This is a genomic window from Brevundimonas sp. UBA2503 (assembly GCF_002341485.1).
In the GTDB taxonomy this organism is placed as follows: Bacteria; Pseudomonadota; Alphaproteobacteria; order Caulobacterales; family Caulobacteraceae; genus Brevundimonas; species Brevundimonas halotolerans.
Map to the genome: position 1 here is coordinate 83,621 of NZ_DDOD01000009.1, position 25,772 is coordinate 109,392.

Annotated in this window: 30 protein-coding genes and 1 tRNA gene; 24 read left to right on the forward strand and 7 right to left on the reverse strand. The window is 66.1% G+C overall.

Translation table 11 applies throughout. The features are described 5' to 3' along the window. Positions 1-7 precede the first annotated feature (7 nt). From B4K74_RS03910 to B4K74_RS03985, 16 genes are all read left to right on the forward strand, one after another. Positions 8-1,069, forward strand: coding sequence for an enoyl-CoA hydratase/isomerase family protein (locus B4K74_RS03910; protein WP_286691835.1), 1,062 nt, complete (start codon positions 8-10; stop codon positions 1,067-1,069). Between the two features lie 39 nt (positions 1,070-1,108). After that, a complete protein-coding gene (locus B4K74_RS03915) occupies positions 1,109-1,903 on the forward strand; it encodes a class I SAM-dependent methyltransferase (RefSeq protein WP_286691836.1) in 795 nt (264 codons plus the stop codon). A gap of 58 nt (positions 1,904-1,961) precedes the next feature. After that, complete coding sequence (locus tag B4K74_RS03920; RefSeq protein WP_286691837.1) at positions 1,962-2,732, forward strand: class I SAM-dependent methyltransferase; 771 nt, start codon at positions 1,962-1,964, stop codon at positions 2,730-2,732. A 73-nt stretch (positions 2,733-2,805) separates the two neighbouring features. Further along, entirely contained in the window at positions 2,806-3,711 is a 906-nt protein-coding gene (mmsB, locus tag B4K74_RS03925) for a 3-hydroxyisobutyrate dehydrogenase (protein WP_286691838.1), read from the forward strand. 129 nt (positions 3,712-3,840) lie between these two features. Next, positions 3,841-5,067 carry a 5-aminolevulinate synthase gene (gene hemA / locus B4K74_RS03930; RefSeq protein WP_286691839.1) on the forward strand — a complete coding sequence of 409 codons (1,227 nt, stop codon included), beginning with the start codon at positions 3,841-3,843 and terminating at the stop codon, positions 5,065-5,067. A gap of 22 nt (positions 5,068-5,089) precedes the next feature. After that, positions 5,090-5,248 carry a DUF6898 family protein gene (locus tag B4K74_RS03935; protein WP_286691840.1) on the forward strand — a complete coding sequence of 53 codons (159 nt, stop codon included), beginning with the start codon at positions 5,090-5,092 and terminating at the stop codon, positions 5,246-5,248. Between the two features lie 66 nt (positions 5,249-5,314). Next, on the forward strand, positions 5,315-6,598 hold the full coding sequence (gene glyA / locus B4K74_RS03940) for a serine hydroxymethyltransferase (protein WP_286691841.1): 1,284 nt from the start codon (positions 5,315-5,317) through the stop codon (positions 6,596-6,598). A gap of 7 nt (positions 6,599-6,605) precedes the next feature. Beyond that, the gene (gene nrdR / locus B4K74_RS03945) at positions 6,606-7,091 is read left to right on the forward strand and encodes a transcriptional regulator NrdR (protein WP_123286476.1); all 486 of its coding nucleotides are present in this window, start codon (positions 6,606-6,608) and stop codon (positions 7,089-7,091) included. After that, positions 7,088-7,720, forward strand: coding sequence for a bifunctional diaminohydroxyphosphoribosylaminopyrimidine deaminase/5-amino-6-(5-phosphoribosylamino)uracil reductase RibD (gene ribD, locus B4K74_RS03950; protein ID WP_286691842.1), 633 nt, complete (start codon positions 7,088-7,090; stop codon positions 7,718-7,720). Before nrdR ends, ribD begins: the two co-directional genes overlap by 4 nt. Further along, positions 7,721-8,311, forward strand: coding sequence for a riboflavin synthase (locus tag B4K74_RS03955; protein ID WP_286691843.1), 591 nt, complete (start codon positions 7,721-7,723; stop codon positions 8,309-8,311). Beyond that, complete coding sequence (gene ribB, locus B4K74_RS03960; RefSeq protein ID WP_414630925.1) at positions 8,311-9,441, forward strand: 3,4-dihydroxy-2-butanone-4-phosphate synthase; 1,131 nt, start codon at positions 8,311-8,313, stop codon at positions 9,439-9,441. The genes B4K74_RS03955 and ribB overlap by 1 nt, the downstream gene beginning before the upstream one ends. Next, complete coding sequence (gene ribH, locus B4K74_RS03965; RefSeq protein ID WP_286691845.1) at positions 9,438-9,899, forward strand: 6,7-dimethyl-8-ribityllumazine synthase; 462 nt, start codon at positions 9,438-9,440, stop codon at positions 9,897-9,899. The genes ribB and ribH overlap by 4 nt, the downstream gene beginning before the upstream one ends. Further along, positions 9,896-10,408 (forward strand): transcription antitermination factor NusB, encoded by a 513-nt coding sequence (nusB, locus tag B4K74_RS03970; protein ID WP_123286481.1) that lies wholly within the window; start codon positions 9,896-9,898, stop codon positions 10,406-10,408. The genes ribH and nusB overlap by 4 nt, the downstream gene beginning before the upstream one ends. Then, the gene (thiL, locus tag B4K74_RS03975) at positions 10,408-11,397 is read left to right on the forward strand and encodes a thiamine-phosphate kinase (RefSeq protein WP_286691846.1); all 990 of its coding nucleotides are present in this window, start codon (positions 10,408-10,410) and stop codon (positions 11,395-11,397) included. The genes nusB and thiL overlap by 1 nt, the downstream gene beginning before the upstream one ends. 41 nt (positions 11,398-11,438) lie before the next feature. Next, the gene (locus B4K74_RS03980; RefSeq protein WP_286691847.1) at positions 11,439-11,864 is read left to right on the forward strand and encodes a hypothetical protein; all 426 of its coding nucleotides are present in this window, start codon (positions 11,439-11,441) and stop codon (positions 11,862-11,864) included. Positions 11,865-12,035: 171 nt separating this feature from the next. Beyond that, positions 12,036-14,195 carry a sodium-translocating pyrophosphatase gene (locus B4K74_RS03985; protein WP_286691848.1) on the forward strand — a complete coding sequence of 720 codons (2,160 nt, stop codon included), beginning with the start codon at positions 12,036-12,038 and terminating at the stop codon, positions 14,193-14,195. 80 nt (positions 14,196-14,275) lie between these two features. Here B4K74_RS03985 and B4K74_RS03990 read toward each other — a convergent pair whose 3' ends face one another. Continuing rightward, positions 14,276-14,752, reverse strand: a complete 477-nt coding sequence (locus tag B4K74_RS03990) for an outer membrane protein assembly factor BamE (RefSeq protein ID WP_286691849.1) — start codon at positions 14,750-14,752, stop codon at positions 14,276-14,278. Positions 14,753-14,840: 88 nt separating this feature from the next. Here B4K74_RS03990 and B4K74_RS03995 point away from each other — a divergent pair, with 88 nt between their 5' ends. The 7 genes from B4K74_RS03995 (at position 14,841) to B4K74_RS04025 (ending at position 19,000) form a co-directional block, all read left to right on the forward strand. Then, complete coding sequence (locus B4K74_RS03995; protein WP_286691850.1) at positions 14,841-15,371, forward strand: ubiquinol-cytochrome C chaperone family protein; 531 nt, start codon at positions 14,841-14,843, stop codon at positions 15,369-15,371. Beyond that, positions 15,368-15,892: a YceD family protein gene (locus tag B4K74_RS04000; protein ID WP_123286486.1), complete on the forward strand. Its 525-nt coding sequence runs from the start codon at positions 15,368-15,370 to the stop codon at positions 15,890-15,892. The genes B4K74_RS03995 and B4K74_RS04000 overlap by 4 nt, the downstream gene beginning before the upstream one ends. A gap of 80 nt (positions 15,893-15,972) precedes the next feature. Beyond that, a complete protein-coding gene (gene plsX / locus B4K74_RS04005) occupies positions 15,973-17,055 on the forward strand; it encodes a phosphate acyltransferase PlsX (protein ID WP_123286487.1) in 1,083 nt (360 codons plus the stop codon). Further along, positions 17,052-18,029 carry a beta-ketoacyl-ACP synthase III gene (locus B4K74_RS04010; RefSeq protein ID WP_286691851.1) on the forward strand — a complete coding sequence of 326 codons (978 nt, stop codon included), beginning with the start codon at positions 17,052-17,054 and terminating at the stop codon, positions 18,027-18,029. Before plsX ends, B4K74_RS04010 begins: the two co-directional genes overlap by 4 nt. 76 nt (positions 18,030-18,105) lie before the next feature. After that, positions 18,106-18,408 (forward strand): integration host factor subunit alpha, encoded by a 303-nt coding sequence (locus tag B4K74_RS04015; protein WP_123286489.1) that lies wholly within the window; start codon positions 18,106-18,108, stop codon positions 18,406-18,408. A gap of 14 nt (positions 18,409-18,422) precedes the next feature. Further along, entirely contained in the window at positions 18,423-18,851 is a 429-nt protein-coding gene (locus B4K74_RS04020; RefSeq protein ID WP_286691852.1) for a MerR family transcriptional regulator, read from the forward strand. A gap of 72 nt (positions 18,852-18,923) precedes the next feature. Continuing rightward, positions 18,924-19,000: transfer RNA gene (locus B4K74_RS04025), tRNA-Pro, on the forward strand. A 97-nt stretch (positions 19,001-19,097) separates the two neighbouring features. Here B4K74_RS04025 and B4K74_RS04030 read toward each other — a convergent pair. The 4 genes from B4K74_RS04030 to B4K74_RS04045 form a co-directional block, all read right to left on the reverse strand. Continuing rightward, positions 19,098-20,090 (reverse strand): hypothetical protein, encoded by a 993-nt coding sequence (locus tag B4K74_RS04030; RefSeq protein ID WP_286691853.1) that lies wholly within the window; start codon positions 20,088-20,090, stop codon positions 19,098-19,100. A 145-nt stretch (positions 20,091-20,235) separates the two neighbouring features. Further along, positions 20,236-20,499: a DksA/TraR family C4-type zinc finger protein gene (locus tag B4K74_RS04035; protein ID WP_286691854.1), complete on the reverse strand. Its 264-nt coding sequence runs from the start codon at positions 20,497-20,499 to the stop codon at positions 20,236-20,238. Positions 20,500-20,578: 79 nt separating this feature from the next. After that, positions 20,579-20,785, reverse strand: coding sequence for a DUF2842 domain-containing protein (locus B4K74_RS04040; protein ID WP_286691855.1), 207 nt, complete (start codon positions 20,783-20,785; stop codon positions 20,579-20,581). Then, entirely contained in the window at positions 20,785-21,036 is a 252-nt protein-coding gene (locus tag B4K74_RS04045) for a transglycosylase (protein ID WP_286691856.1), read from the reverse strand. Before B4K74_RS04045 ends, B4K74_RS04040 begins: the two co-directional genes overlap by 1 nt. 133 nt (positions 21,037-21,169) lie before the next feature. On the opposite strand from B4K74_RS04045, the gene B4K74_RS04050 reads away from it, so the two are divergent. Then, positions 21,170-22,270 carry a COX15/CtaA family protein gene (locus tag B4K74_RS04050; protein ID WP_286691857.1) on the forward strand — a complete coding sequence of 367 codons (1,101 nt, stop codon included), beginning with the start codon at positions 21,170-21,172 and terminating at the stop codon, positions 22,268-22,270. Here B4K74_RS04050 and B4K74_RS04055 read toward each other — a convergent pair. After that, positions 22,239-23,621 (reverse strand): alkaline phosphatase PhoX, encoded by a 1,383-nt coding sequence (locus tag B4K74_RS04055; protein ID WP_286691858.1) that lies wholly within the window; start codon positions 23,619-23,621, stop codon positions 22,239-22,241. The genes B4K74_RS04050 and B4K74_RS04055 overlap by 32 nt on opposite strands. A gap of 80 nt (positions 23,622-23,701) precedes the next feature. Beyond that, the gene (parE, locus tag B4K74_RS04060; protein WP_286691859.1) at positions 23,702-25,771 is read right to left on the reverse strand and encodes a DNA topoisomerase IV subunit B; all 2,070 of its coding nucleotides are present in this window, start codon (positions 25,769-25,771) and stop codon (positions 23,702-23,704) included. Between the last annotated feature and the right edge of the window lies 1 nt (position 25,772).

Consider the following 25,772-nt stretch of genomic DNA (forward strand, 5'->3'; position numbering starts at 1 on the left):
CGATATCATGACCGACGAACCTGAAATCCTCGCGCGTATCCAGTCCGGTCTGGGCCGGATAACGTTGAACCGGCCGAAGGCCATCCATGCGCTGAACAAGTGCATGTGCGACGCCATGATCGCGGCGCTGCTGGCATGGAAGGACGATCCGGCGGTCAAGTCCGTGCTGATCGACCATGCGGGCGAGCGCGGCTTCTGTGCCGGGGGCGATATCCGCATGATCGCCGAAAGCGGGGCGGGGGATGCGTCGGAGGCCAAGGCCTTCTTCCATGCGGAATATCGGCTGAACCACCTGCTGTTCGAATATCCCAAGCCGGTGACGGCGCTGGTGGACGGCATCGTCATGGGCGGCGGCGTGGGCATTTCCGAGCCGGCCGAGGTGCGGATCGCGACCGAGCGCACGACCTATGCCATGCCGGAAACGGGCATCGGCCTGTTCCCCGATGTCGGGGGCGGCTGGTTCCTGCCGCGTCTGCCGGGCTTTGTCGGGACCTGGCTGGCCCTGACCGGAGCGCGGCTGAAGGCGGCGGACACGGTGTTTCTGGGCATTCACAGCCACTATCTGCCCGCCGATGCGGTCGAGGCCTTCCGGTCCATTCTGGCCGCCGATCCGGCCCATCCGGCGGACGTCGCCGATGGGCTGGAGGATGATGCGGGCGAGGCCCCGATCGAGGCCCACCTGCCGGCGATCGACCGGCTGTTCGGCTTTGATACGCTGGAAGAGATCTTCGCGGCGCTGGAGGCCGACGGCTCGGAGTGGGCGAGCGCCCAGCTGGCGACGCTGAAGACCAAGTCCCCCCAGTCGATGAAGGTCACCCTGCGCCAGCTGCGCACGGGAGCGACGCTGGACAGCTTTGCCGACAATATGGCCATGGAATACCGGCTGGGTGGCCGGGTGGTGCGCACCCATGACTTTCAGGAAGGCGTGCGCGCCGTGATCGTCGACAAGGACAATGCGCCGAAATGGTCGCCCGCCAGCATCGAGGGCGTGACCGACGAGACGCTGGACGCCCTGTTTGCGCCGCTGTCGGCCGATGAGGAATGGACGCCCTTGCCGCAACTGGCGTAAGCCTGTGCCAGAGTTTTCGAATGGACGGGGAGGATGGCCATGCGCCGTCAACTGGGACTGATCACTGCTGCGGCTGTGGGGCTGATGGCCTCGGGCTGTATCATCGTCGCCAATGACGGCGGGGGGCGGACGGTCATCACCTCGACCTCTCCGAACTCGGCCCGGGCCGATACCCGGGTGGCCATGGCGCTGTCAGACTCGCGGCGTCCCGAAGAGGACCGCGCCCGCGACTCGCTGCGGATGCCGCTGCAGGTCATGGTTTTTTCCGAGATCAGCCCCGGTGACCACGTGGCCGACATCCGGCCGGAGGAGGGCTATTACACCCGCCTGTTCGCCCCGGCCGTGGGTGACGAGGGCCGGGTCTATGCCTTTGTGCCGACGCGTACGGCCGAGCGTGAAAAGCCCTATGCCGACGCCTTGGCCGAGACCTATGGCAATGTCGTGCCGGTCGTCGGCCTGCTGGACGAGATGCGCTTCGACACCCCGCTCGACGTCGTGTTCATGAGCCAAGAATATCACGACTTCCACATTCCGGCCTTTGGCGTGGACGTCGCCCGGATGAACCGCGCCGTCTATGACGCGCTGAAGCCCGGCGGCCTCTATGTGGTGATCGACCACTCGGGCCGCGCCGGAACGGGCAACACCGAAGTGCAGAGCCTGCACCGGATCGAGGGCGACTTCCTGAAGGCCGAGGTCGAGGCCGCGGGCTTTGTCTTTGAAGGCGCCAGCCAGGCCCTGGCCAACCCGGACGATGACCGCACCGTCAGCGTGTTCGACGAATCGATCCGCGGCCAGACCGACCAGTTCGTCTATCGCTTCCGCAAGCCGGGCTGACCGCCGTTCGATAAGCGGTTAAGCTCGCCCTCGCGCCATGCATAGCGCGGGAGGAACGATGATGCGGAAAATCACCCTGCTGGCCGCCTGCGCGGCTTTGGCCCTGTCGGCCTGTGGCTCGATGGGCATGTTCGGACCATCCGACGCGACGCGCGTGGCGGTGATCGAGGCTGCGCTGGTCGGGCCGCCGCGCACCGATGAGGACCGTGCCCGCGATGCCAGCCGCATGACGGCGGAAACCCTGGCCTTTGCCCGGGTCGAACCGGGTGACCGGGTCATCGACCTGATGATCGGTGGCGGCTTCTTCACCCGGGCGTTTGCCGCGGCGGTCGGCCCCGAGGGCCATGTGACGGCCTGGCAGCCGGATGAGTTTGTCGCCTTCAGTGCGGACTATGGCGTGGCGTTGACGGCGGCCGACGCCCTGCCAAACGTGACCGGGGCGGGCTCGGCGATCAACGCCCCGGATTGGCCGGGCGGCGCGGACGTGATCTTCACCGCCCAGAACTATCACGATCTGCATCTCGATGCCTTCCCCGACGGGACGGCGGAGCGGGTCAATGCTGCGGCCTACGCGGCGCTGAAGCCCGGCGGCTACTATGTGATCATAGACCATGCGGCGGTGACGGGTGCCGATGCCTCGGTCGCCGACACGCTGCACCGGATCGACCGGGACCAGGTGGTGCGCGAGGTCACCGCAGCCGGTTTTGTCCTGGACGGGGAGTCGGATGGGCTGATGCGACCGGCGGACCCGTTGACGGCCAATGTCTTCGACCCGTCCATCCGCGGGAACACCAGCCAGTTCATGCTGCGCTTCCGGAAGCCCGACTAAGGTCACACTGGCCTTGCGAGGCCTGAGCGGCTAACCCTCCGCGCAAGAAACGCGACCAGAGGGAGACGCCGACATGACCGAGACCATCGCCTTCATCGGACTGGGAAACATGGGCGGGGGCATGGCCGCCAACCAGGCCAAGGCGGGCCGCAAGGTCCTGGCGTTCGACCTGTCCGAAGCGGCGATGGCGCGCGCGGTGGAAGCCGGCTGCGAGGCCGCCGGCTCGGTCGTGGAGGCGGTCAAGGACGCCGACATCGTCATCACCATGCTGCCCGCGGGGCCGCATGTGCTGAAGGTCTATTCCGAACAGATCATCGGGGCCGCGCCGTCGAGCGCCGTGTTGCTGGACTGTTCGACCATCGACGTCGACACGGCGCGCAAGGTCGCAGGTCTGGCGAAGGAGGCCGGCTATGCCTTTGCCGATGCGCCGGTCTCGGGCGGGACCATGGCGGCGGATGCCGGGACCCTGGCCTTCATGGTCGGCTGTGACGAGGGCGATTTTGCCCGGATTGAGCCGGCGCTGGAGCCGATGAGCCGCGCCACCTTCCGGGCCGGCGACCACGGGGCAGGGCAGGCGGCCAAGATCTGCAACAACATGATCCTCGGCATCACCATGCTGGGCACATGCGAGGCCATCGGTCTGGCCGAAAAACTGGGTCTGGACCCGGTCAAGATGTTCGACATCGTCTCCAAATCCTCGGGTCAGAGCTGGTCGACGACGACCTACTACCCCTGGCCCGGGCCGGTGCCGACGGCGCCGTCGAACCGCAAATATGACGGCGGGTTTGCCACGGCCATGATGCTCAAGGATCTGAAGCTGGCGCAGGATGCGGCGGCCAAGGCCGGGGCCTCGACCCCGCTGGGCGCCCAGACCGAAGCCCTGTTCCAGATGTTCGATCGGCTGGGCTATGGCGGGCGGGATTTCTCGGCCATCCTGCAACTGCTGCGCGGCAAGCTGGACGAGCTGCCGAAGGGCTGACGGCCGAGATTGAGAACCGTTATCAATTAAGGGTTTGCGGCCAATTCGCCGCAGTCTGAACATGGACTTTCAGCCGTCCGGAGCGCAAAAGAACCGCGTCCGGAATGCATAAGCGAAAGACCGCCGATCTTGTTCGATTATAAGGCCGCCTTTGGAAACGCCGTGGACCAGGTCCGGGCCGAGGGGCGCTATCGCGTCTTCGCCGACCTGAAGCGTGTGCGTGGCCAGTTTCCGCGCGCGGTCTGGCGTCGGGATGACGGCACCGAGCAGGACGTCGTGGTCTGGTGCTCGAACGATTATCTGGGCATGGGCCAGCACCCCGAGGTGCTGACCGCCATGCAGGCCGAGATCGATTCGGTCGGCGCCGGGGCCGGGGGCACGCGCAACATCTCGGGCACGACCCGTTCGGCGGTCGATCTCGAGGCCGAGCTGGCCGCCTGGCACCACAAGGAAGCGGCACTGCTGTTCACCTCGGGCTATGTGGCCAATGAGGCGACCCTGACGACCCTTCAACGGATCATGCCGGGGCTGATCATCTTCTCCGACAGCCTGAACCATGCCTCGATGATTGCGGGCATCCGCAACGGCGGCTGTGAGCGGCACATCTATCAGCACAATGATCTGGAGCATCTGGAGGCCCTGCTGGCGGCGGCGCCGCCCGATGCGCCCAAGCTGATCGCGTTCGAGAGCGTCTATTCCATGGACGGCGACATCGCCGACCTGGCCGGCACCCTTGCGCTGGCCAGGAAATATGGCGCCCTGACCTATCTGGACGAGGTCCATGCCGTGGGCCTGTATGGCGACACCGGCGCGGGCATCGCCGAGCGCGACGGCGTGCTGGACCAGATCGACATCATCGAATGCACCCTCGGCAAGGCCATCGGCGTGATGGGGGGCTATATCGCCGCCGACGCCCTGATCATCGATGCCGTGCGCAGCTGGGCCGCGGGCTTCATCTTCACCACCAGCCTGCCGCCGGCCCTGACCGCGGGGGCACTGGCCTCGGTGCGTCACCTGAAGGCCCACCCGGAACTGCGCGCGGCGCATCAGGCCCGGGCCCAGGCGCTGAAGGAGCGGTTCCTGGCCGCCGGCATCCCGGTGATGCCGTCCGAGAGCCACATCGTGCCGGTGCATGTGGGCAATCCGGTACACTGCAAGATGATCTCGGACATGCTGCTGGAAGAGCACGGCATCTATGTCCAGCCGATCAACTATCCGACCGTGCCCAAGGGCACCGAGCGCCTGCGCTTCACGCCCTCGCCGAACCACGACGACGGCATGATGGACGCGCTGGTCACGGCGATGGACAAGCTGTGGACCCACTGCAACGTGGCGCGCCTCCCTGCCGTCGCCTGACGACCGGTCTGTCCCCGGCGAGGTGATCGTCGAGTTTGTCCGCAACGGTGCGTATCTGAAATGTTCGGTCGTGCATGTGGCGTCCGGCGTCGAGGTCTCGGCCGTGGGACCGGTCGCTGAGCGCCACGGGCTTGAGCGGATTGCGCTGGCCAAGCTGAAACGGGCGCTGGCGGCGCGCTGACCACAAGATGTTGTGGTCGCCCCGTGTGAGGCCTAGATAGGTTCATCATCGAATTCGGGGACTGCCGTGACTGCTCATACCCATGACGCCTTCTTCTCGCGCACACTGGCCGAGGCCGATCCGGACATCTTCGGCGGCATCCAGGGCGAGCTGGCCCGGCAGAAGGAACAGATCGAGCTGATCGCGTCGGAAAACATCGTCTCGAAGGCGGTGCTGGAGGCGCAGGGGTCGGTCCTGACCAACAAATATGCCGAGGGCTATCCGGGCCGTCGCTATTACGGCGGCTGCGAGTACGTCGATGTGACCGAGAACCTGGCGCGGGAGCGGGCCAAGGCGTTGTTCGGCTGTGCCTTTGCCAACGTCCAGCCGCACTCGGGCGCGCAGGCCAATCAGGCGGTGTTCATGAGCCTGCTGCAGCCGGGCGATACCTTCCTCGGCATGGATCTGGCGGCGGGCGGGCACCTGACCCACGGGTCACCGGCCAACCAGTCGGGCAAGTGGTTCCGGCCCGTGACCTATACGGTGCGCCAGGACGACCACCTGATCGACTATGACAATGTGGCCGAGATGGCCGAGCGCGAAAAGCCGAAGCTGATCATCGCCGGGGCCAGTGCCTACAGCCGCCACATCGACTTTGCGCGGTTCCGTGAGATCGCCGACAGCGTCGGGGCGTATCTGATGGTCGACATGGCCCATTACGCCGGCCTGATCGCGGGCGGCGTCTATCCCGACCCGCTGCCGCACGCCCATGTGGTGACGACCACGACGCACAAGACGCTGCGCGGGCCGCGCGGCGGCATGGTGCTGTCGAACGACATCGATCTGGGCAAGAAGATCAACTCGGCCGTCTTCCCCGGCCTGCAGGGTGGACCGCTGGAGCATGTGATCGCGGCCAAGGCCGTGGCCTTTGGGGAGGCGCTGAAGCCGGAGTTCAAGACCTATGCCCAGCAGGTGGTCGACAATGCCCGGGCACTGGCGGCCGTGCTGGTCGAGCGCGGCGCTGCCATCGTGTCGGGCGGCACCGACAGCCATCTGATGCTGGTCGACCTGCGGCCCAAGGGCGTGACGGGCAAGGCGACCGAGGCGGCGCTGGAGCACGCCCTGATGACCTGCAACAAGAATGGCGTGCCGTTCGATACGGCGCCCTTCACGGTGACGTCGGGTGTTCGTCTGGGGACTCCTGCGGGCACGACGCGCGGCTTTGGCGTGGGCGAGTTCCAGCAGGTCGGTCACTGGATCGCCGATGTCATCGACAGCATGAAGGGCGGCGACGAGGCCGATCCCGAGGTCTCGCGTCGCGTGGCGGGAGAGGTGCGCGAGCTCACGCGTCGCTTCTCCATTTACGGATAACCGTCTGATGAAATGTCCCTTCTGCGGTCACGCTGATACCCAGGTGAAGGACAGCCGGCCGTCCGATGACGGGGCGGCGATCCGCAGACGTCGGTCCTGCCCGCAGTGCAGCGGCCGGTTCACGACGTTCGAACGGGTGCAGTTGCGCGAGCTGGTGATCCTGAAGCGGAACGGGCGCCGCACGCCGTTCGACCGCGACAAGCTGGAGCGGTCGCTGGGGATTGCGCTGCGCAAGCGGCCGGTCCAACCCGACCAGATCGAGCAGATGGTCAGCCGGATCGTGCGCCAGCTGGAGAGCCTCGGCGAGACGGAGATCCCGTCCAGCGTGGTCGGCGACTTCATCATGAAGGCGCTGAAGGGGCTCGATGAGGTGGCCTATGTCCGCTATGCCTCTGTTTACAAAGACTTCCGGCACACGGGCGACTTCGCCCGCTTCCTCGGCGACGAGGGCTATAATGACGACAAGCCGGGTGGCGACGGCGCGCCGGAATGACCGGGCGCCCGACCGTGACGCTGAAGCTGGCCACCTCGCTGGATGGCCGTATCGCCATGGCGTCGGGCGAGTCGCAGTGGATCACGGGCGAGGCGGCAAGGCTTGAAGGGCACCGGCTGAGAGCCTGTCATGACGCGGTTCTGGTGGGCATTGGCACCGTGCTGGCGGACGACCCGGCGCTGACGGTTCGGCTACCCGACTATAGCGGGCCCCAGCCCCTGCGCGTGGTGTTGGACAGCCGGTTGCGAACGCCCGCGACGGCACAGGTCGCAGAGGGTAACAGCCTGATCCTGACCACGGTTGAACCGCGCCCCATCGGTCAGGCCGAAGTGGTAGAGGTTGTCGAGTTGGACGGCCGCGCGAACCTCCATGCCGTCCTCGACACCCTGTATGCGCGCGGCATTCGTTCGGTGCTGATCGAAGGCGGAGGGGAGGTGGCGGCCTCTTTCCTGCGTGAAAACCTGGTCGACCGGCTGGAATGGTTTCGCGCGCCGATCCTGCTGGGCAGCGAGGGACGGCCCTGTGTCGCCGCCCTGTCGCTTGCAAAGCTGGCGGATGCCCCCAAGTTTCGGCGCAAGGCCGTCCAGGTCGTCGGTGACGATCTGTGGGAGCGGCTTGAAAGGATCTGAATGTTCACCGGCATCGTCACAGATGTGGGTCGGGTGCGCCGCATCCAGGCCACCGCGCGCGATCACCGCTATGAGATCGAGACCGGCTTCGACACGGCCACGATCGAACTCGGCGCCTCGATCAGCCATGCGGGCTGCTGCCTGACGGTCACCGAAAAGGGGTCCGGCTGGTTCGCAGTGGAGGTCTCGGGCGAGACCCTGTCGAAGACGACGCTGGGGGACTGGGCCGAGGGCACGCGCATCAATCTGGAGCGGGCCGCGAAGCTGGGCGACGAACTGGGCGGCCATATCGTCTCGGGCCACGTCGATGGCCTGGGCACGGTCCAGTCAATCACCCCTGAGGGCGGTTCGCACCGGCTGGTGATCGAGGCACCAGCGCCGCTGCATCGCTATATCGCCGCCAAGGGGTCGATCACGGTCGATGGCGTGTCGCTGACGGTGAACGAGGTCGAGGGTCAGTCCTTTGGCCTGAATATTATTCCCCACACCTGGGATCACACGACGCTGGGCGGGCTTCAGGTCGGAAATTCCGTCAATCTGGAGATCGACATGCTGGCGCGTTACCTTGCCAGGTGGCAGGAGACGCAATGATGCAAACCGCGCACCAGACCGACACCCCGATCAGCCCCATCGAGGACATCATCGAGGACGCCCGCAACGGGCGGCCCTATATCCTTGTGGATGCCGAGGATCGTGAAAACGAGGGCGATGTCATCATCCCGGCCCAGTTCGCCACGCCCGACCAGATCAACTTCATGGCCAAGCACGCGCGCGGCCTGATCTGTCTGGCCATCACCGCGGACCGGGCGCGGCAGCTGCGCCTGCCGCCGATGGCCGCCGAGAACCGCGAGAGCATGGGCACGGCCTTCACCGTCTCGATCGAGGCGAAGGAGGGCGTGACGACCGGCATTTCGGCCGCCGACCGGGCCCGCACGGTTCAGATCGCGGTGGATCCGAACCGGGGCGCGGACGATCTGGTCTCGCCGGGCCATGTGTTTCCGCTGGTGGCGCGTGATGGCGGGGTTCTGGTGCGCACCGGCCATACGGAGGCCGCGGTCGACATCAGCCGCATGGCCGGGCTGACGCCCGCCGGGGTGATCTGCGAGATCATGAATGACGACGGCACAATGGCCCGCATGCCGGATCTGGTCGCCTTTTCCCAGCTGCACGGCATCAAGATCGGCACGATCGCCGACCTGATCGCCTATCGCCGCCGCACCGAAACCTTTGTTGAGCGGGTACTGGACACCGATTTCGACAGCATCCACGGCGGCCCGTTCCGCATGGTCCTGTACCGCAACACGATCGAGGGCGTGGAACACGTCGCCCTGGTCAGCGGAAAGGTCGATCCGTCGAAGCCGACCCTGGTGCGCATGCATCAGGTGGACTTTGCTGCGGATCTGCTGGGCCATGTCGAGGGCCGTCAGGACTATGTGCCCAAGGCGATGAAGACCATTAGTGACCATGGCGGAGCCGGCGTGGTCGTCTTCCTGCGCGATCCGGAACTGCATGGTCTGGCCGAACGGCTGATGGGCGCCCCCCGGCCCCAGGCCGTGGACCGGTCGATCCGGAACTATGGCGTGGGGGCACAGATCCTGAAGGACCTCGGCGTGCGCGACATGATTGTGATGAGCTCGACCCGCCCCAATCCGACCGCGCTGGAGGGCTATGGCCTGCGCATTGTCGGCTGGCGTGACATGGATGGAGAACCGGTGGCGTGAAGGATCCCGATCGTATTCTGATCGTCGAGGCGCGGTTCTATGACGAACTGGCCGATGCCCTGCTGGACGGCGCGGCGGACGCGCTGAAGGCCCAGGGCGTGCAGTATGATGTCGTCACCGTGCTCGGTGCGCTTGAGGTGCCGGGCGCGATTGCTGCGGCCGAGGAGGCGGGGCGTTACCCGACCGCGCCGCGCTATGACGGCTATGTGGCGCTGGGCTGTGTGATCCGGGGTGAGACCTATCATTTCGAGATCGTTTCGGACCAGTCGGCGGCCGGCCTGATGAACCTGAGCATCAAGGGCCTGTCGATTGGCAACGGCATTCTGACCACCGAAGACGAGGATCAGGCCTGGGCCCGGGCCCGCCGTAGTGAAGGCGACAAGGGGGGCGGTGCCGCCCGTGCGTGTCTGGAGATGATTGCCCTGAAGAAGCGGTTGCGCGTAGGACTGAACCGGTGACCGAACCGAACAGCCTCAAATCCATCCTCGACCTTCTGGACGAGAAGTCCGGGGACACGCTGACGTCGCGTCAGCGCCGCGCGCGCACGGTTGCGCGGTTGGCCGCCGTGCAGGCCCTCTATCAGATGGAGCTGGCCGGAGAGGGCGTCGACACCGTCATTGAGGAGTTTTCGCGCCACCGCTTCGACGGGGACATCGAAGGACAGATGCTGGCCGAGGCCGATGAGGCCTGGTTCGCCGATGTCGTGCGCGGCGTCGTGACCGAGCAGAAGGCCGTCGATGCCGCCATTCGTGCGCGTCTGGCCTCGAACTGGAAGATCGAACGGCTGGACGCCACCCTGCGTGCGCTGCTGCGCTCCGGGGCGTGGGAGCTGATGCGCAAGCCCGAGGTCGCCCTCGAAATCGTCATCGATGAATATGTGGAGCTGGCCAAGGCCTTCTTCGACGATGCCGAGGCCAAGTTCGTCAATGCTGCCCTGGACGGGGTGGCGCGCGACACGCGGTCCTGATGCCGGCGGTCGACGTCGCCGACGAGTTTGAGACCATCCGCCGATTGCTTGCGCCGCTGGCCCACCCCGAATGGGGCCGGGGGCTGGCCGATGATGTGGCCCTGATCCCTTCACGCAAGGGGCATGATCTGGTGGTGACCAAGGACGCCCTGGTCGAGGGGGTGCATTTCCTCGCCACCGATCCGCTGGATACGGTCGCCCAGAAGCTGCTGCGCGTGAACCTGTCGGATCTGGCCGCCAAGGGCGCCGAGCCGTTCGGCTATCTGCTGGCGTGCCACTGGTCCGAGCGTTGCGGCTGGCCGGAGCGCAAGGCCTTCGTCGAGGGATTGGCCCGGGATCAAGTGGAGTTTGGCGTGGCCCTGCTGGGCGGAGACACGGTCTCGACGCCGGGACCGGCCTCGTTCTCGATCACCCTGATGGGCTGGGCGGCGAAAGGCCGGATTGTCGGTCGGGCCGGGGCCCAGCCCGGAGATCTGGTGTTTGTCACGGGCACGGTCGGCGAGGGCTGGCTGGGCCTGCGAGCTGCGCGGGAGCTTTTGCATCTTGAGCCTGCGCGGCTTGCGGCGCTGGTGGAGCACTATCGCCGGCCTCTGCCGCGCACAGCCTTTGCGACTGCGATCCTTGAGCATGCCAGCGCGGCGCTGGACGTGTCGGACGGCCTGATCGGTGATCTGGGGCATCTGGCGCGGGCGAGCGGGGTCGGGCTGGAAATGCAGCTTGAGAGCCTACCCCTGTCGCTGGCGGCCCAGGCCTGGTTCGACGGTCGGGCCGATGCGGTCCAGGCCCTGTCGCAGCTGGCCACCGGAGGCGACGACTATGAGATCGCCTTTACCGCGCGGCCCGGCCACGAATCGGCCCTGCGACGTGAGGCCGAGCGGCTCCACCTGCGCCTGACTCGCATCGGTGAGGTCAGGGCCGGCGACGGCGTTCACGCCCGCTATCTGGGCGAGCCCGTGCCGATCGAACAGGCCGGCTGGGTGCATCGCTAGCGCGGCAACGGAATTCTAACCTGCGCCGGTTATGCAAAGGTATGGATCGCAGACATCTTCTTTCGCTTATAGGCGCCGGGCTGGGTATGGGCGTCGCCGGACCGGCGCTGGCCGGGGGCGACGAAAAGCCCGCCGCCGCTGTCGTCAACCTGCAGGGCGTGGGCCTGCCGGTGATCTCGGGCGGGCGGATTCGCAACTATGTGTTCGTCAGCATCCGGCTGCATCTGTCGGCATCGGCCGTGATGGAGACCGTCCGGGCCAAGGATGCGCACTTTCGCGATGCGCTGGTCAAGGCGGCCCACCGGACGCCCTTTACGCTTGCTGATGACTGGTCACAGCTGGACACGGCGGCCCTGTCGCGCAGCCTGATGGCGTCAGCGACGCGTATCGCCGGGCAGGGTAAGGTCGCCCGGGTCGAGGTCCTGCATCAGGCACCCCGCCGACGTACGGGCATTCCCACCGGCTGATCAGCGTTCTGCTGTTGCGATTCGTCCGGGCATTTGGCACGTTTCCGCCGCAATCCCGAAGGACGCAAGCTCGCGTCCATCGCGCACGGGGGGACCGGAAGGCGGACAGAGGCGAAAAGCCCGCCGCGCCAAGGGTCCGGGCGCCTTGCATGAACAGGGTACGGAAACGCCATGACAAACTATCTGTGGCTGGTCATCGCCGCAGGCGCGCTGGGGATCCTTTACGGACTCGTCCAGACCGCCGCGCTGATGAAGGCCTCAACCGGCAATGACAAGATGCGCGAGATCGCGGCCGCGATCCAGGAAGGGGCCTCGGCCTATCTGAAGCGCCAGTACACCACCATCGGCCTGGTCGGGATCGTGATCCTGATCGCTGCCTATTTTCTGATCGGCGAATGGGCCGCCATCGGCTTTGTGATCGGCGCCGTACTTTCGGGCGCGGCAGGCTATGCCGGGATGCTGATCTCGGTGCGGGCCAATGTGCGCACGGCCCAGGCCGCCTCGGAAAGCCTGTCCAAGGGTCTGGATCTGGCGTTCCGCTCGGGCGCCATCACCGGCCTGTTCGTGGCGGGCGGCGCCCTGATCGGGGTCGCGGGCTATTATGCGATCATGACCGAGATGATGGGTCTGGAGCGGACCGGTCGTGAAGTGATCGACGGTCTGGTGGCGCTGGGCTTTGGCGCCTCGCTGATCTCGATCTTTGCCCGTCTGGGCGGCGGCATCTTCACCAAGGGTGCGGACGTCGGCGGCGACATGGTCGGCAAGGTCGAGGCCGGCATCCCCGAGGATGACCCCCGCAACGCCGCGACCATCGCCGACAATGTGGGCGACAACGTCGGCGACTGCGCCGGTATGGCGGCCGACCTGTTCGAGACCTATGCGGTGACCACGGTCGCCACCATGGTGCTGGCGGCGATCTTCTTCCGCGACCAGCCGTATGTCGATGTGATGATGCTGCTGCCGCTGGCGATCTGCGGCGTCTGTATCGTGACCTCGATCATCGGCAGCTTCTTCGTCCGTCTGGGCAAGTCCAACAACATCATGGGGGCCCTGTACCAGGGGCTGATCGTGACCGGCGTGCTGTCGGTCGCGGCGCTGTGGTTCGTGGTCGACCAGATGGTCGGTGGACCGGTGACGGCGCTGGGCGGTCAGGCAGGCGAGCGGATCATCGAGCCCATGAACCTGTTCTGGGCCGGTCTGGTCGGTCTGGCGGTCACGGCCGCCATCGTGGTGATCACCGAATACTATACGGGGTCGAACTTCCGTCCCGTGCGGTCGGTGGCCAATGCCTCGGTCTCGGGTCACGGCACCAATGTCATCCAGGGTCTGGCGGTCTCGCTGGAGTCCACGGCCCTGCCGGCGCTGACGATCATCGTGGGTATCGTCACCAGCTATCAGCTGGCGGGCCTGTTCGGCATCGCCATTGCCACCACCACCATGCTGGGTGTGGCGGGGATGATCGTGGCGCTGGACGCCTTCGGTCCGGTCACCGACAACGCCGGAGGCATTGCCGAGATGGCGGGTCTGCCGGCCGAGGTGCGCACCTCGACCGACGCGCTCGACGCTGTCGGCAACACCACCAAGGCCGTGACCAAGGGCTATGCCATCGGTTCGGCGGGCCTCGGCGCGCTGGTTCTGTTTGCCGCCTACACCTCTGACCTCGACTATTTCTCGGCCAATCCGGAGCTCTATCCGTTCTTTGCCGGGATGGGCGAGATCAACTTCGGCCTGACCAATCCCTATGTCGTGGTTGGCCTGCTGTTCGGGGGGCTGCTGCCCTTCCTGTTCGGTGGCATGTCGATGATGGCGGTCGGACGCGCGGCCGAGTCGGTCGTGGCCGAGGTGCGCCGCCAGTTCCGCGAGAACCCGGGCATCATGACCTATGAGACCAAGCCCGAATACGGCAAGGCGGTCGACATCCTGACCAAGGCCGCGATCCGGGAAATGATCGTCCCGTCCCTGCTGCCGGTGCTGTCGCCGATCGTGCTGTTCGTCGGCATCCTGGCGATCTCGGACAAGGCCACGGCCTTTGCCGCGCTGGGCGCCATGCTGATGGGGGTGATCGTCACGGGTCTGTTCGTGGCCATCTCGATGACCTCGGGCGGCGGCGCCTGGGACAACGCCAAGAAGGTGATCGAGGAGGGCTTCACCGACTCGAACGGCGTGCTGCACGGCAAGGGATCCGAGGCCCACAAGGCTGCGGTGACCGGCGATACGGTTGGCGATCCCTACAAGGATACGTCCGGCCCGGCCGTGAACCCGATGATCAAGATCACGAACATCGTGGCCCTGCTGCTGCTGGCCGTGCTGGCCAGCGGGAATATCGGCTGATCAAGGCCACCCATGCCTGAAACTGAAAACGCCCCGGAGAGCAATCTCCGGGGCGTTGTTCTGTGTGGGAATATGAAAGGTCAGTCCGGGCGGCGCTGGCCGGGGACGTCCTCGTCGGTGCGGGGCAGCTGGCCGCGGCCGACGTTGCCGAGCAGCTGTTCGATGATGGTCAGCTCGCGACCGCGGGTCGGGGTCTCGTTGCGGTTCATGGCGACTTCCTGACCGTCTTCGAGGCCGAGGGTACGCACGCCCGCGACATTGCCGGCGCCGTCGAAGGTGATCTCGGTCACATTGCGTTGCGCGATGAAGGCCCGGTTGAAGGTGTATTTCCGCGTTGTCTGGCTGATGTAGTACCAGACGCTGTCGTCCTCGAAGACCGAAGTGGCCGACGGCGAGCCCAGCTGGGCCAGCACGGTTTCCTTGGTATCTGTGCCGACCGCGATGTCGGCGGGCTTCACGTCGATGGCCTGAAAGCCATGCACACCTACGACCGGGGCACAGGCGACAAGCCCGGCGGACAGGACGAGAGCGGCGACGAGGGACTTGGAACGGTTCATGGACAGCGCCTGCGACAATACAAGGTCTTTGACCTAGACCCTGCTGCGTCCTAGTTCAACGTCGCGGCGGAAAAGGGGCCGTATGATCATGCTGAAAAATCTTCTGGGGCTCAAGGAAAAGGCCACGCCGGGGCGTGACGCCTATGGGCTGGCGGTCTCCCGGGCCCGTGCGCGCGAATTCTACGTCGACCACGGCGTCGATGACCGGATCGACGCGCGATTCGAACTTTATACCCTGCACGTCCTGCTGCTGGTGCTGCGGCTACGCGACGAGGACACGCCGGGTGCGCGCGATGCGGCGCAGGACCTGTTCGACACCTATGTCTCGGCGCTGGATAACGCCCTGCGCGAACTGGGCGTCGGCGACGTCGCTGTCTCAAAAAAGATGCGCAAGCTGGGCGAGGCCCTGTATGGGCGCATGCAGGCCTATGAGACGCCGCTTCGCGCGAACTATGCCGCAGGCCTGACCGAGGCGCTGGACCGCAATGTCTATGCGGGCGCCGGGGCAGGGCATGCGCCCTGGCTGGCCGCCTATGCGCTGGAAAGCCGGGCCCGTCTGGCAGCCCAGCCGGTCGAATCCTGTTTGAAGGCCCCCGACTGGGCCGGAGTGTCCGCATGAGTGCCCAGCCGCCCGTCCTGCTCGAGGCCGTCCGCATCAACCAGATCGGCGAGAAGCGGACCTTCAGCCTGGCCCCCGATGCCGAGGCCCGCCGGACCATCGCCAGGTGGCTGAAGATCCTCGACCTGCCCCGGTTCGAGGCCGAGCTGACGCTGGTGCCCTCGCGCGCGGGCTGGCACCTGTCGGGGCGCCTGACGGCCGAGGCCGTCCAGGCCTGTGGCCTGACGCTGGAGCCGGTCGAGGAGCAGATCGACGAGACCTTTGGCCTGGATCTGGTCGAGGCCGATGAGGACGCCGCCAGCCCCGAGGTCGAGGTAAGTCTGGAGGAGGATGCGCCCGATCTGGTCACCGACGGGCGGATCGACCTGAGTCGCCATGTGCTGGAACATCTGTCGCTGGCGCTTAACCCGTTTCCGCGCAAGCCGGGGGCCGTGTTCGAGGCCCCGGAGGAAACAGCCGAGATCTCGCCCTTTGCCGTGCTGAAGGGCCATGTGAAGCCGCGCACCGATAGCGACGACTGACTCGGCAGAACGGTTGCATCCGGCGGGCCGGGCGCTATCGTCCGGCACCCGAGCCGACCGGCCCCCAGGAGTTTTTCTGCTTGTCGAAGACCCTCGTCATTTCGCTGGACGCCATGGGCGGCGACCACGGCCCCTCCGTGGTTGTGGGCGGCGTTGCGGACTATCTGAAAGCCCATCCCGATTCGGACCTCCGGTTTCTGGTTCATGGCGATGCGGCTGCCATCGAGGCCCAGGTCCGGGCGCATCGCCTGCCAGCAGACCGGATCGACGTCCGCCACACCGACAAGGTCGTGGCCATGGACGAAAAGCCGGCCCAGGCCCTGCGGCGGGGCAAGGGCTCGAGCCTGTGGAACGCCATCGAGTCGGTGAAGTCCGGCGAGGCCGCCGCCATCGTCTCGGCCGGCAACACCGGCGCCCTGATGGCGATCTCCAAGCTGCAGCTGCGCATGGCTGCGCCGGGACTGGAGCGGCCCGCGATCGTCGCCAGCTGGCCGACCCTGCGCGGTATCACGGCGGTGCTGGACGTCGGCGCCAATATCGACTGTGACGCGGCCCAGCTGATCGAGTTCGCCATCATGGGTGAAGCCTTCCAGACGGCGGTCCACGGCACGAAACGCCCGACCATCGGCCTGCTGAATGTTGGCTCGGAAGACATGAAGGGCCACGAACAGGTGCGCGAGGCCCACCGCCTGCTGCGCAGCGGGGCGTTTGATCTGGACTATCACGGCTTTGTCGAGGGCGATGACATCGCCAAGGGCACGGTCGATGTGATCGTCACCGACGGCTTTACCGGCAATGTCGCGCTGAAGACGGCCGAGGGCACGGCGCGCTTCATCTCGGCCCTGCTGAAGGAAGCGCTGATGTCGGGTCTGCCGTCGCGGTTCGGGGCCATGATGGCTCTGCCGGCGCTGAAGAAGATGCGCAACCGCATCGACCCCAATGCCATCAACGGCGGGCCCCTGCTGGGCCTGAACGGCATCGTCGTCAAAAGCCATGGCGGGGCCAGCGCCTATGGGTTCGGCAATGCCATCCGCGTGGCTGGCGACCTGGCCCGCAGTGATTATATGACCAAGGTCAGCGCCAATCTGAAGCGCATGACGACCGTCCTCGAGGAGGACGATGCCGGATCGGCGTCCGGGACCGGTGTGGAGACTGCCCAGTGACTGTTGTTCGTAGCGCCGTGACCGGCGTCGGTGCCTATCTGCCGGAAAAGGTCGTGACCAATGCCGATCTGGCGAAATTCGTCGATACCTCTGACGAATGGATCGTCGAGCGGACCGGCATTCGCCAACGCCATCAGGCGGCGCCCGACCAGCCGACCAGCGATCTGGCCGTTGAGGCGGCGCGCAAGGCCTTGGCCGAGGCCGGCAGGACGCCTGCCGATGTCGATCTGATCATCGTCGCCACTACCACGCCGGACATGACCTTTCCGGCCACAGCCTCGATCGTGCAGCGCAAGCTGGGCGTGCCGGTCTGTGTGGCGTTCGACATCCAGGCGGTGTGCTCGGGCTTTGTCTATGCGCTGAGCGTGGCCGACGGCTTTGTCGCGCGCGGCACCTCGAAATGCGCCCTGGTCATCGGCGCCGAGGAGATGACCCGGCTGATGGACTGGGAGGACCGCACCACCTGCGTCCTGTTCGGCGATGGCGCCGGCGCCGTGGTGCTGGAACCGGTCGAGGGGCAGGGGACGCCGGCGGATCGCGGCATTCTGGGCTCGGCCCTGCGCTGCGACGGCACCAAGACCGACCTGCTCTACGTCGACGGCGGCCCGGCCACGACCGGTCAGGTCGGCCATCTGCGCATGCTGGGCAATCAGGTGTTCCGCCACGCGGTTGTAAACATTGCCGAAGCCATCACGGCGGCGGCAAAGGCGGCCGGTATCGAGATCGCCGATGTCGACTGGTTCGTGCCTCACCAGGCCAATCAGCGCATCATCAAGGGGGTCGGCGACCGCCTGGGTCTGGACGAGACCAAAGTCATCTCGACCGTGGCCATGCACGCCAATACCTCGGCCGCCTCGATCCCTCTGGCCCTCGATTCGGCCATCCGTGACGGGCGGATCAAGCGGGGAGATCTGGTGCTGCTGGAGGCCATGGGTGGTGGTTTGACGTGGGGCGCCTGCGCACTTCGCCTGTAAAACGAATTTACGCCTTTCCATTTCAACGCCTTTCAGCCTTTATTGGCGATTGGAACTTCAGAGAGGGGAGGGACGCTTGGACGACCATCACACGCTGACCCGGGCCGATCTGTGCGACGCCGTGCACGAAGCGCTGGGCCTGTCGCGCAATGAATGCGCGACGCTGGTCGAACGGACCCTCGGTCTGATCGTCGAATCGCTGGAACGCGGCGAGACCGTAAAACTGTCCGGGTTCGGCGTCTTTCAGGTCCGCGAAAAGCGCGCCCGCATGGGCCGCAATCCCAAGACCGGCGTACCCGCCGCCATCAATCCGCGCCGGGTGATCAGCTTCCGGGCCTCGCAGATCATGAAAAGCCGCGTCCACGGCGCCGCTGGCTGAACGGAGGGCCGCGCGTGGCCAAAAGCCCCGAAGCCTTTCGCAGTATTTCCGAAGCCGCCACCGAGGTCGGCGTCCCCCAGCATGTGCTGCGCTTCTGGGAGACCAAGTTCGCCTTCGTGTCGCCCGTCAAGCGCGCCGGCGGACGGCGTTTCTATCGCCCCGAGGACATCGACATCCTGAAGGGCGTGCGGCGCCTGCTGCACGAAGAGGGCCTGACGCTCAAGGGCGTCGCCCGCCTGCACAAGGCCCAGGGCATCAAGCGCATCCTGGGCCAGGAAGAGGCCGGACCCGCGCCTGAGAGCCCCGTGCCGGACATGCCAACGCGCGCTCCGACCCCGCCCGCGGCGACCGGCCTGTCCTCCGACCAGCGCCAGCGTCTGGCCGAGGTCCTGCGCGACATTGAGGCCGCGCAAAGCCGGCTGGAAGCCGCCCTCAGCCGCTGACAGCTTTATTGTACCGTCCAGCCCCGATTTGGGTTTACGACGCAACGGCTCCCCGTCTATAGGGAGCGCCTTCGGAGCGTGGCGCAGCCTGGTAGCGCACTTGACTGGGGGTCAAGGGGTCGCAGGTTCGAATCCTGTCGCTCCGACCATCTTCCGCAATGAAGACGGTTGGTTGAAGGGGTCGCTCTCGGGCGGCCCCTTTGCAATTGGGGCGGTTGTCGCCCGAGCTCGTGCTGATGCAGAGGCCTAGTGGCCCCCGGATGAGCGGATCGAGGTAATCAGGCGCCGCACTAAGGTGTCATCGTCCGCCCCTTTCCATCGATTGATGAAGCGACAGACGATCTGTACATTGTCGGGGGTGTAGTGACCGGTGCTATCGATCCGATCCAGTGACGCGAGCATCTGTTTGTCGCTGCCCTCCCCGACATAGCCCAGCGGCAAGCCTGTGAGAGCGCAGCGGTCTTCCTGCTCTCCCATGAGGCGAAGGATAAGGGCCTCGCAATCTTCACGGCCAAGCGTTGTGGTCTTCTCCTTCACCCTTCGCTCGACGACCTGTCCATTTGCGTTCGCGACCGTATTGAGCATCGTACTAGCCATCTCAGCGGCCGACTTCTCCTTTGGAGAAAAGATGCGTCCGGGGTTGCGCTTAGCTTCGGCAGATTTTTCTGCGAAGATCGGAGCGTTGTGCCAGGAATCTAGAGGCTCTCCGGATATGAGCGCGCGAGCGTAATCCGCGTAACCACGATCATTGCCAAGTCGTTGGAACGTGGCTTCGGTTGCGAGAAAGTCTCTAGCTTTAGGGTGAAGCGCGGACCACCTAAGTGGCCTGCCATGAGCGTCCGTGTTTGACCAAGCCTGACAAGGCTTCTCAAGCACCCATACCTCAGGCCCATTACGCAAAACGTTGTCAGACGGCTGAAGCGTTTCCGAAAGGGGGCCTTCGAGCGAAATAGTCCACCAGATTTCGTCCTTCTGACGGCTAATCCAGAGGTCGCCAACGCTGTCCCTTAGCTCATTGATGAGATTGTACCACCGGCCAGCGGTCTGGCGCGTTGGCCTCACACCTAAAACAGTGACTGTTTCCGTTATCGCCTTTTCGATGAAGGCGTTGCGATCTCCGGCCCTCCACTGATCATGGACAACAACGTCGTTAAATGTTGCCAAGGTGCTTTTCGCCAGACACTGAGGCCATAGGCTGTTCCCTTGGCCAAAATTCGCGATGTAGACGTCAGTGCTCAAGCCGGTCCCCAAAATATGAACGGTAACCCGCTCACCATCGACCGGGCGAGTTACCAGATTATCACTGCGGAGCTATCGGACCCGCTGCAAGGGATCTTGGGAATTAGCACCCTTCTCTAGACTATGCCTTTGTAGACGCCAGTCTTCACCGCAACTGGCTGTCCTTGCTGCCGCGGCGGTTGATGGCGGAGTGGCGGATGGTGGCGTCGCGGCCGGACTGGCACTGGACGCAGGTGGTGACGCCGGGCAGGGCGAGGCGGCGACGCTCGGGGATGACCTCGCCGCATTCGACACACTCTTGCGTGCCCGGGCCGCTCGGCAGGCGGGCGCGGGCCGACGACACCCCGTCGCCGACGGTGTCCTCGATCTGATCCAGAACCGCGCCGTCGCGTGTCCAGCCGCCTGCCATCGTGTCGTCACTCCATCCGGTTTGTTCCGTATGGATATGGAAAGCCGGCAGGAATTTTAAAGTTCCCGAAGGACGCGCGTCAGCGGGGCGGCGGCTCCTGCTCGGCCCATTTCAGCAGGGGGAACAGGGGGATGCCCCAGGCGATGCCGGCGATCGGATAGAAGATCAGGTCGGTCCAGAAGGAGCGCGGCAGCAGGGCGTGGATGGCCAGCACGGCCCAGATGTAGAAGGCCAGAAAGGCGAGGATGCCGATCATGGCCACCAGACGCCGGATGCGAACGGGCATCAGCGGGTATTCCGGAACAGGAAGTGGGCGCCGAGGGCCAGCGCCGCGCCGACGACCGACCAGGCGACCCACGGCCACTGATCCATGGTCGCGACGCCGAACACGCGCACGGCCAGAAAGCCGCCGCACAGGGCGCCGGTGAAGGCCACCAGCAGCGGCGCGGCCAGGCCCCGCCGTCCGGTCACGGCGTCAAACCCGAAGGCGAGGGCCGCTGTCAGGATGACGGCCACGACGATGTCCAGATTGCCCATATCCGTCTCCGATTCAGTGCGACGGCATGACCGTCAGAAGCGACTCGATCTTGCCGTCATCGACAGGCATATCGCCTGTATCGAGGTCGGGTCCATCGGCCTTTCACTGTAGTGTACCCGTGGCGAGCTTTGAATGAACCGATTTGGTCAGCCCGAGCGTAGCGTTTCCGTGGCCGTGTGGCTGTTTCTGGTGGCGGCACTGGTGTTCGCCATGGTCGTGGTCGGGGGCATTACCCGCCTGACCGGATCGGGTCTGTCGATCACCGAATGGAAGCCCCTGATGGGCGCCATCCCGCCGATGAATGCGGCCGACTGGCAGGAGGCCTTCGACAAATACAAGGCCATCCCCCAGTACCAGCTGGTCAATGCGGGCATGAGCATGGCCGAGTTTCAGGGCATTTTCTGGTGGGAATGGATCCACCGGCAGCTGGGCCGGGGGATCGGGCTGGCCTTTGGCCTGCCGTTTCTGGTGTTTCTGGCCGCGCGGTCGATCCCGTTCCTGCGGCGCGTGGGCGTGCCGGCGTTGCCGGACCGGCTGGTGTGGCGGTGCCTGATCCTGCTGGTCATGGGCGGGATGCAGGGCGCGGTCGGCTGGTGGATGGTGTCGTCCGGGCTTGAGGCCCGCGTCGATGTGGCGCCCGAGCGCCTGGCCTTTCACCTCGGTCTGGCCCTGCTGATCTTCTCGGCCCTGGTCTGGACCGGGCTGGAGGCGCTGAACGGGCCGGAGCGGTCCGAGTCTCCGTCCGGCTGGACCATCGGCGCCAGCCTGCTGCTGGGGCTGGTGTTTGTGCAGTGCCTGCTGGGGGCGCTGGTCGCGGGGGGCAAGGCGGGGCTGGTCTATACCGACTGGCCGCTGATGAACGGCGCCTTGCTGGCGCCGGTCGACTGGGGGCAGGGGGCGCTGGCCTTCCTGCACGATCAGGCCCTGACCCAGTTCAATCACCGGATGACCGCCTATGCCCTGATGCTGGCCGTGGTCGTGTATGCGGTCCAGGCTTGGCGGTGGAGACTGGCCGAAGGGGCGGGGGCCTCGGCCTATGTCGTGCTGGCAGCCGTGATGATGCAGGCGGGGCTGGGCATCGCCACCCTGATGCAGGCCGTGCCCGTCTGGCTGGGCGTGCTGCACCAAGCCGGGGCCGCCGTAGTGCTGGCGGCCGCGACGGTCAATCTGTGGCTGGTGATGCGGTCGCGGCCCCGGCGGTTTATCGCCGGACCGAGGTCCATGGGCCTCTGATCGCCAGGGTCATGCCCGGGTACATGATGTTGACGAACAGCACCTGGCCGTCCGGCGAGAAGCAGGCGCCGGCGAACTCAGCGTTTCCGGTGAAGACGTTCCGGGCAATGGTGTAGAGCTTGCCGTCCGGGGTGACGCCCTTGATATGATTGCGGGTGGTGCTGGAATAGTTGTCCTCGCACAGGATCAGGTCGCCCCACGGCGCGATGGTCAGATTGTCGGCCATATTGACCATCTTCTCGTCGGTGCTCTCGACGAACAGCTGCAGCCGGTCGGGCCCGCCATCGACGTTCGGCTGCAGGCGCATGACCTGACCCCGCCGGATCGGTCCGCCCGAGGTCGCGGTCATGTAGAGCTCGTCCTTGCCCCACCACAGGCCCTCACCCCGGGCGACCAGGGCCGCGCCCGCCGCATGGCCGCGCTGGCGCAGATCGTCCTTCGGCGACTCGACGTCCTCCATGTCGATCCAGTCGATCTCCAGCCAGTCGCCGACGTTCCATGACCGGCTGTCCTGGTTGCGGGTATCGGCACCGCCCTGACCCCGGATCACCATGGCCTGCAGCTTGCCGCCCTCGGCCAGCCTGTCCGCGACATTGGGGATGAAGCGGTAAAACAGGCCGTCGTTCATGTCCTCGGTCAGATAGACAATGCCGGTGCGCGGATCGATGCAGACCGCCTCGTGATCGAACCGGCCCATGGCCTTGAGCGGCACGGGCTCGACCAGCCCCTCGGCCGTCGCCGGGACCTCGAAGACAAAGCCGTGCGGCTTCGTGACGTCATCCGTTTCGGGGAGTTCGACGTTCTCCTCGCAGGTCAGCCAGCTGCCCCACGGCGTGATGCCGCCGCAGCAGTTGGTCGAGGTGCCGATCAGCGAAAGGTATTCGCGGACCGTCTGGCGGCGCTCCAGATCGTACACCAGCGTCGTGGTGCCGCCGGGCAGGGGGCGCCCGTCCTTGTAGGTGTCATAGGCCCGCGACGCGTCCACGCCGTTGATGCGCTCCTGGTGCAGGCCGCCGGGCCCGAGATTGCGGTGCAGGGCGCTGGAGCCCTTCAGTTCATGATTTCGGACCAGCGCCACGCGTCCGCCACCGAGGTCGAAACAGCCCATGCCATCCGGCTGGCCGGGCACAAACAGCCCGTCATCCATGGTGTCGCCGCTCTGGGAGATGACCTGATAGGTGAACCCCTCTGGCAGATCCATAAGCCCGGCGGGGTCCGTCTTCAGCGGACCATAGCCCTCGACCTCATTGATATAGGTCTCTTCAGACTGCGCATGGGCGAAACGGGCGAGGCCGGAGAAGGCCAGGCCGGCAGCACCGGCGGTCAGCAGCTGTCGACGGATCAGGGACATGGGGCTCTCCTTGTGCCCCGTGTATGCCGCCTCAACATGCCCGGATCATCACCATTCGATGACGATTGCGGGACGGATCGTCACAGGTCCAGATCGGCCTGTGCAAAGCGGGCGTTCTGCTGGATGAAGTCGAAGCGCGGCTCGGCCTTCTTGCCCATCAGCCGCTCGACCAGATCAGCGATTTCGTCCTCGGACTCGGGCAGGGTAACGCGCGCCAGGGTCCGCTTCTTCGGATCCATGGTGGTTTCCTTGAGCTGGGACGCCATCATTTCGCCGAGGCCCTTGAAGCGACCGATCTCGGTCTTGCGGCCCTTGAAGGTGGTGGCCAGCAACTCGTCGCGGTGGGCGTCGTCGCGGGCGTATTCCGACAGGCTGCCCGCCTGGATGCGGTACAGCGGCGGCAGGGCCATGAACAGCCGGCCCTCGCGCACGACTTCGGGCATGACGCGGTAGAAATAGGTGATCAGCAGGGCCGCGATGTGGGCGCCGTCGACGTCGGCGTCGGTCATGATGATGACCCGCTCATAGCGGAGATCGCTCAGGTTGAAGCGGTTGCCCGGCTGTACCCCGAGGGCCAGCGCCAGATCCGACAGCTCGATATTGGCGCGCAGCTTGTCCGCTGTGGCCGAGGCCACGTTCAGGATCTTGCCCCGCAGCGGCAGGATGGCCTGGGTCGCCCGGTCGCGTGCCTGTTTGGCCGAGCCTCCGGCCGAGTCGCCCTCGACGATGAACAGTTCGGTGCCCTCCGCCGCCTGACGGGTGCAGTCGGCCAGCTTTCCGGGCAGGCGCAGCTTGCGGGTGGCGGCGGCGCGCTGGACTTCCTTGTCCTTGCGGCGCTTCAGCCGGTCCTCGGCCCGGTCGATGACAAAGCCCAGCAGGGCGTTGGCCTGTTTCGGGCTTTCGGTCAGCCAGTGGTCAAACGGATCGCGCAGCAGGGCCTCGACCAGCCGCTGCCCCTCGGGCGACGACAGCCGGTCCTTGGTCTGGCCCTGGAATTCGGGATTGCGGATGAAGACCGAGATCAGGGCACCGGCATTGGCGATGACATCCTCGGCGGTGATAATGGCGGCGCGCTTCTCGTTGGACAGCTCGCCATAGGCCTTGAGGCCCTTGACCAGAGCGGCGCGGAAGCCCGCCTCATGGGTGCCGCCATCGGGCGTGGCGACGGTGTTGCAATAGGACTGGACGAAGCCGTCGGCCTCGCCAAAGCCGATCGGGCTCCAGGTCACGGCCCATTCGACGGCCCCGGCCTCGCCCTTGCGCTCGACCCGGCCGCTGAAGGTCGGGGTGACGGTCTCAAGCTCGCCGATCCGCTCGACCAGGGCATCGGCCAGACCATTGGGGAAGTGGAAGACCGCCGTCTCGGGCGTCGCATCGACGATCCGTTCGGACGCGCAGGTCCAGCGGATTTCCACGCCCCGGAACAGATAGGCCTTGGACCGCGTCATGCGGAACAGGCGCGCGGGCTTGAACGCCACGCCGGTGCCGAAGATTTCGGCGTCTGGCCGGAAGCGGATCAGGGTGCCGCGCTTCTTGGACGGCTGACGCTTTTCGAGGCCGCCCTGCGGCAGGCCGCGTGAGAAGCTCTGGTGCCACTCAAAGCCGTCGCGCCAGACGGTGACCTCCAGCTGGTCCGACAGGGCGTTGACGACGGACACGCCCACGCCGTGCAGGCCGCCCGAGGTCTCATAGGCCTTGCCCGAGAATTTGCCGCCGGAGTGCAGCACGGTCATGACGACTTCGAGCGCCGACTTGCCGGGGTGTTTCGGGTGGGGGTCGACCGGGATGCCGCGGCCGTCGTCCTGCACCGACAGAAAGCCCTCGGCGTCCAGCTCGACCTTGATCAGCTTGGCATGGCGGGCCACGGCCTCGTCCATGGCGTTGTCCAGCACTTCGGCGAACAGGTGGTGGAGCGCCCGCTCATCCGTCCCGCCGATATACATACCGGGGCGTTTGCGGACAGGCTCCAGCCCCTCCAGCACCTCAATCGAGGAGGCGGAATAGCCGGTCGTGCCCGCAGGAGCCGCCACCGGCTCTGACGCCTTGATCGCCGCGACAGGTGCAGCAACCGGGCGCACGGGCTCGGCCGCCGGCTTCTCGGGCTCGGGCTCGGGCAGGTCGAACAGGGACGGCGAGGAGGTGGGAGGCATG

Coding starts and splice junctions, on each gene's coding strand:
- mmsB (WP_286691838.1), top strand. CDS start 2,806: ATGACCGAGACCATCGCCTTCATCGGACTGGGAAACATGGGCGGGGGC.
- B4K74_RS03920 (WP_286691837.1), top strand. CDS start 1,962: ATGATGCGGAAAATCACCCTGCTGGCCGCCTGCGCGGCTTTGGCCCTG.
- nrdR (WP_123286476.1), top strand. CDS start 6,606: ATGAAATGTCCCTTCTGCGGTCACGCTGATACCCAGGTGAAGGACAGC.
- B4K74_RS03985 (WP_286691848.1), top strand. CDS start 12,036: ATGACAAACTATCTGTGGCTGGTCATCGCCGCAGGCGCGCTGGGGATC.
- B4K74_RS04000 (WP_123286486.1), top strand. CDS start 15,368: ATGAGTGCCCAGCCGCCCGTCCTGCTCGAGGCCGTCCGCATCAACCAG.
- ribB (WP_414630925.1), top strand. CDS start 8,311: ATGCAAACCGCGCACCAGACCGACACCCCGATCAGCCCCATCGAGGAC.
- B4K74_RS03995 (WP_286691850.1), top strand. CDS start 14,841: ATGCTGAAAAATCTTCTGGGGCTCAAGGAAAAGGCCACGCCGGGGCGT.
- B4K74_RS03980 (WP_286691847.1), top strand. CDS start 11,439: ATGGATCGCAGACATCTTCTTTCGCTTATAGGCGCCGGGCTGGGTATG.
- ribD (WP_286691842.1), top strand. CDS start 7,088: ATGACCGGGCGCCCGACCGTGACGCTGAAGCTGGCCACCTCGCTGGAT.
- B4K74_RS04055 (WP_286691858.1), bottom strand. CDS start 23,621: ATGTCCCTGATCCGTCGACAGCTGCTGACCGCCGGTGCTGCCGGCCTG.
- B4K74_RS04045 (WP_286691856.1), bottom strand. CDS start 21,036: ATGGGCAATCTGGACATCGTCGTGGCCGTCATCCTGACAGCGGCCCTC.
- B4K74_RS04050 (WP_286691857.1), top strand. CDS start 21,170: ATGAACCGATTTGGTCAGCCCGAGCGTAGCGTTTCCGTGGCCGTGTGG.
- B4K74_RS04040 (WP_286691855.1), bottom strand. CDS start 20,785: ATGCCCGTTCGCATCCGGCGTCTGGTGGCCATGATCGGCATCCTCGCC.
- B4K74_RS04035 (WP_286691854.1), bottom strand. CDS start 20,499: ATGGCAGGCGGCTGGACACGCGACGGCGCGGTTCTGGATCAGATCGAG.
- B4K74_RS03910 (WP_286691835.1), top strand. CDS start 8: ATGACCGACGAACCTGAAATCCTCGCGCGTATCCAGTCCGGTCTGGGC.
- B4K74_RS03955 (WP_286691843.1), top strand. CDS start 7,721: ATGTTCACCGGCATCGTCACAGATGTGGGTCGGGTGCGCCGCATCCAG.
- B4K74_RS03990 (WP_286691849.1), bottom strand. CDS start 14,752: ATGAACCGTTCCAAGTCCCTCGTCGCCGCTCTCGTCCTGTCCGCCGGG.
- B4K74_RS03915 (WP_286691836.1), top strand. CDS start 1,109: ATGCGCCGTCAACTGGGACTGATCACTGCTGCGGCTGTGGGGCTGATG.
- thiL (WP_286691846.1), top strand. CDS start 10,408: ATGCCGGCGGTCGACGTCGCCGACGAGTTTGAGACCATCCGCCGATTG.
- parE (WP_286691859.1), bottom strand. CDS start 25,771: ATGCCTCCCACCTCCTCGCCGTCCCTGTTCGACCTGCCCGAGCCCGAG.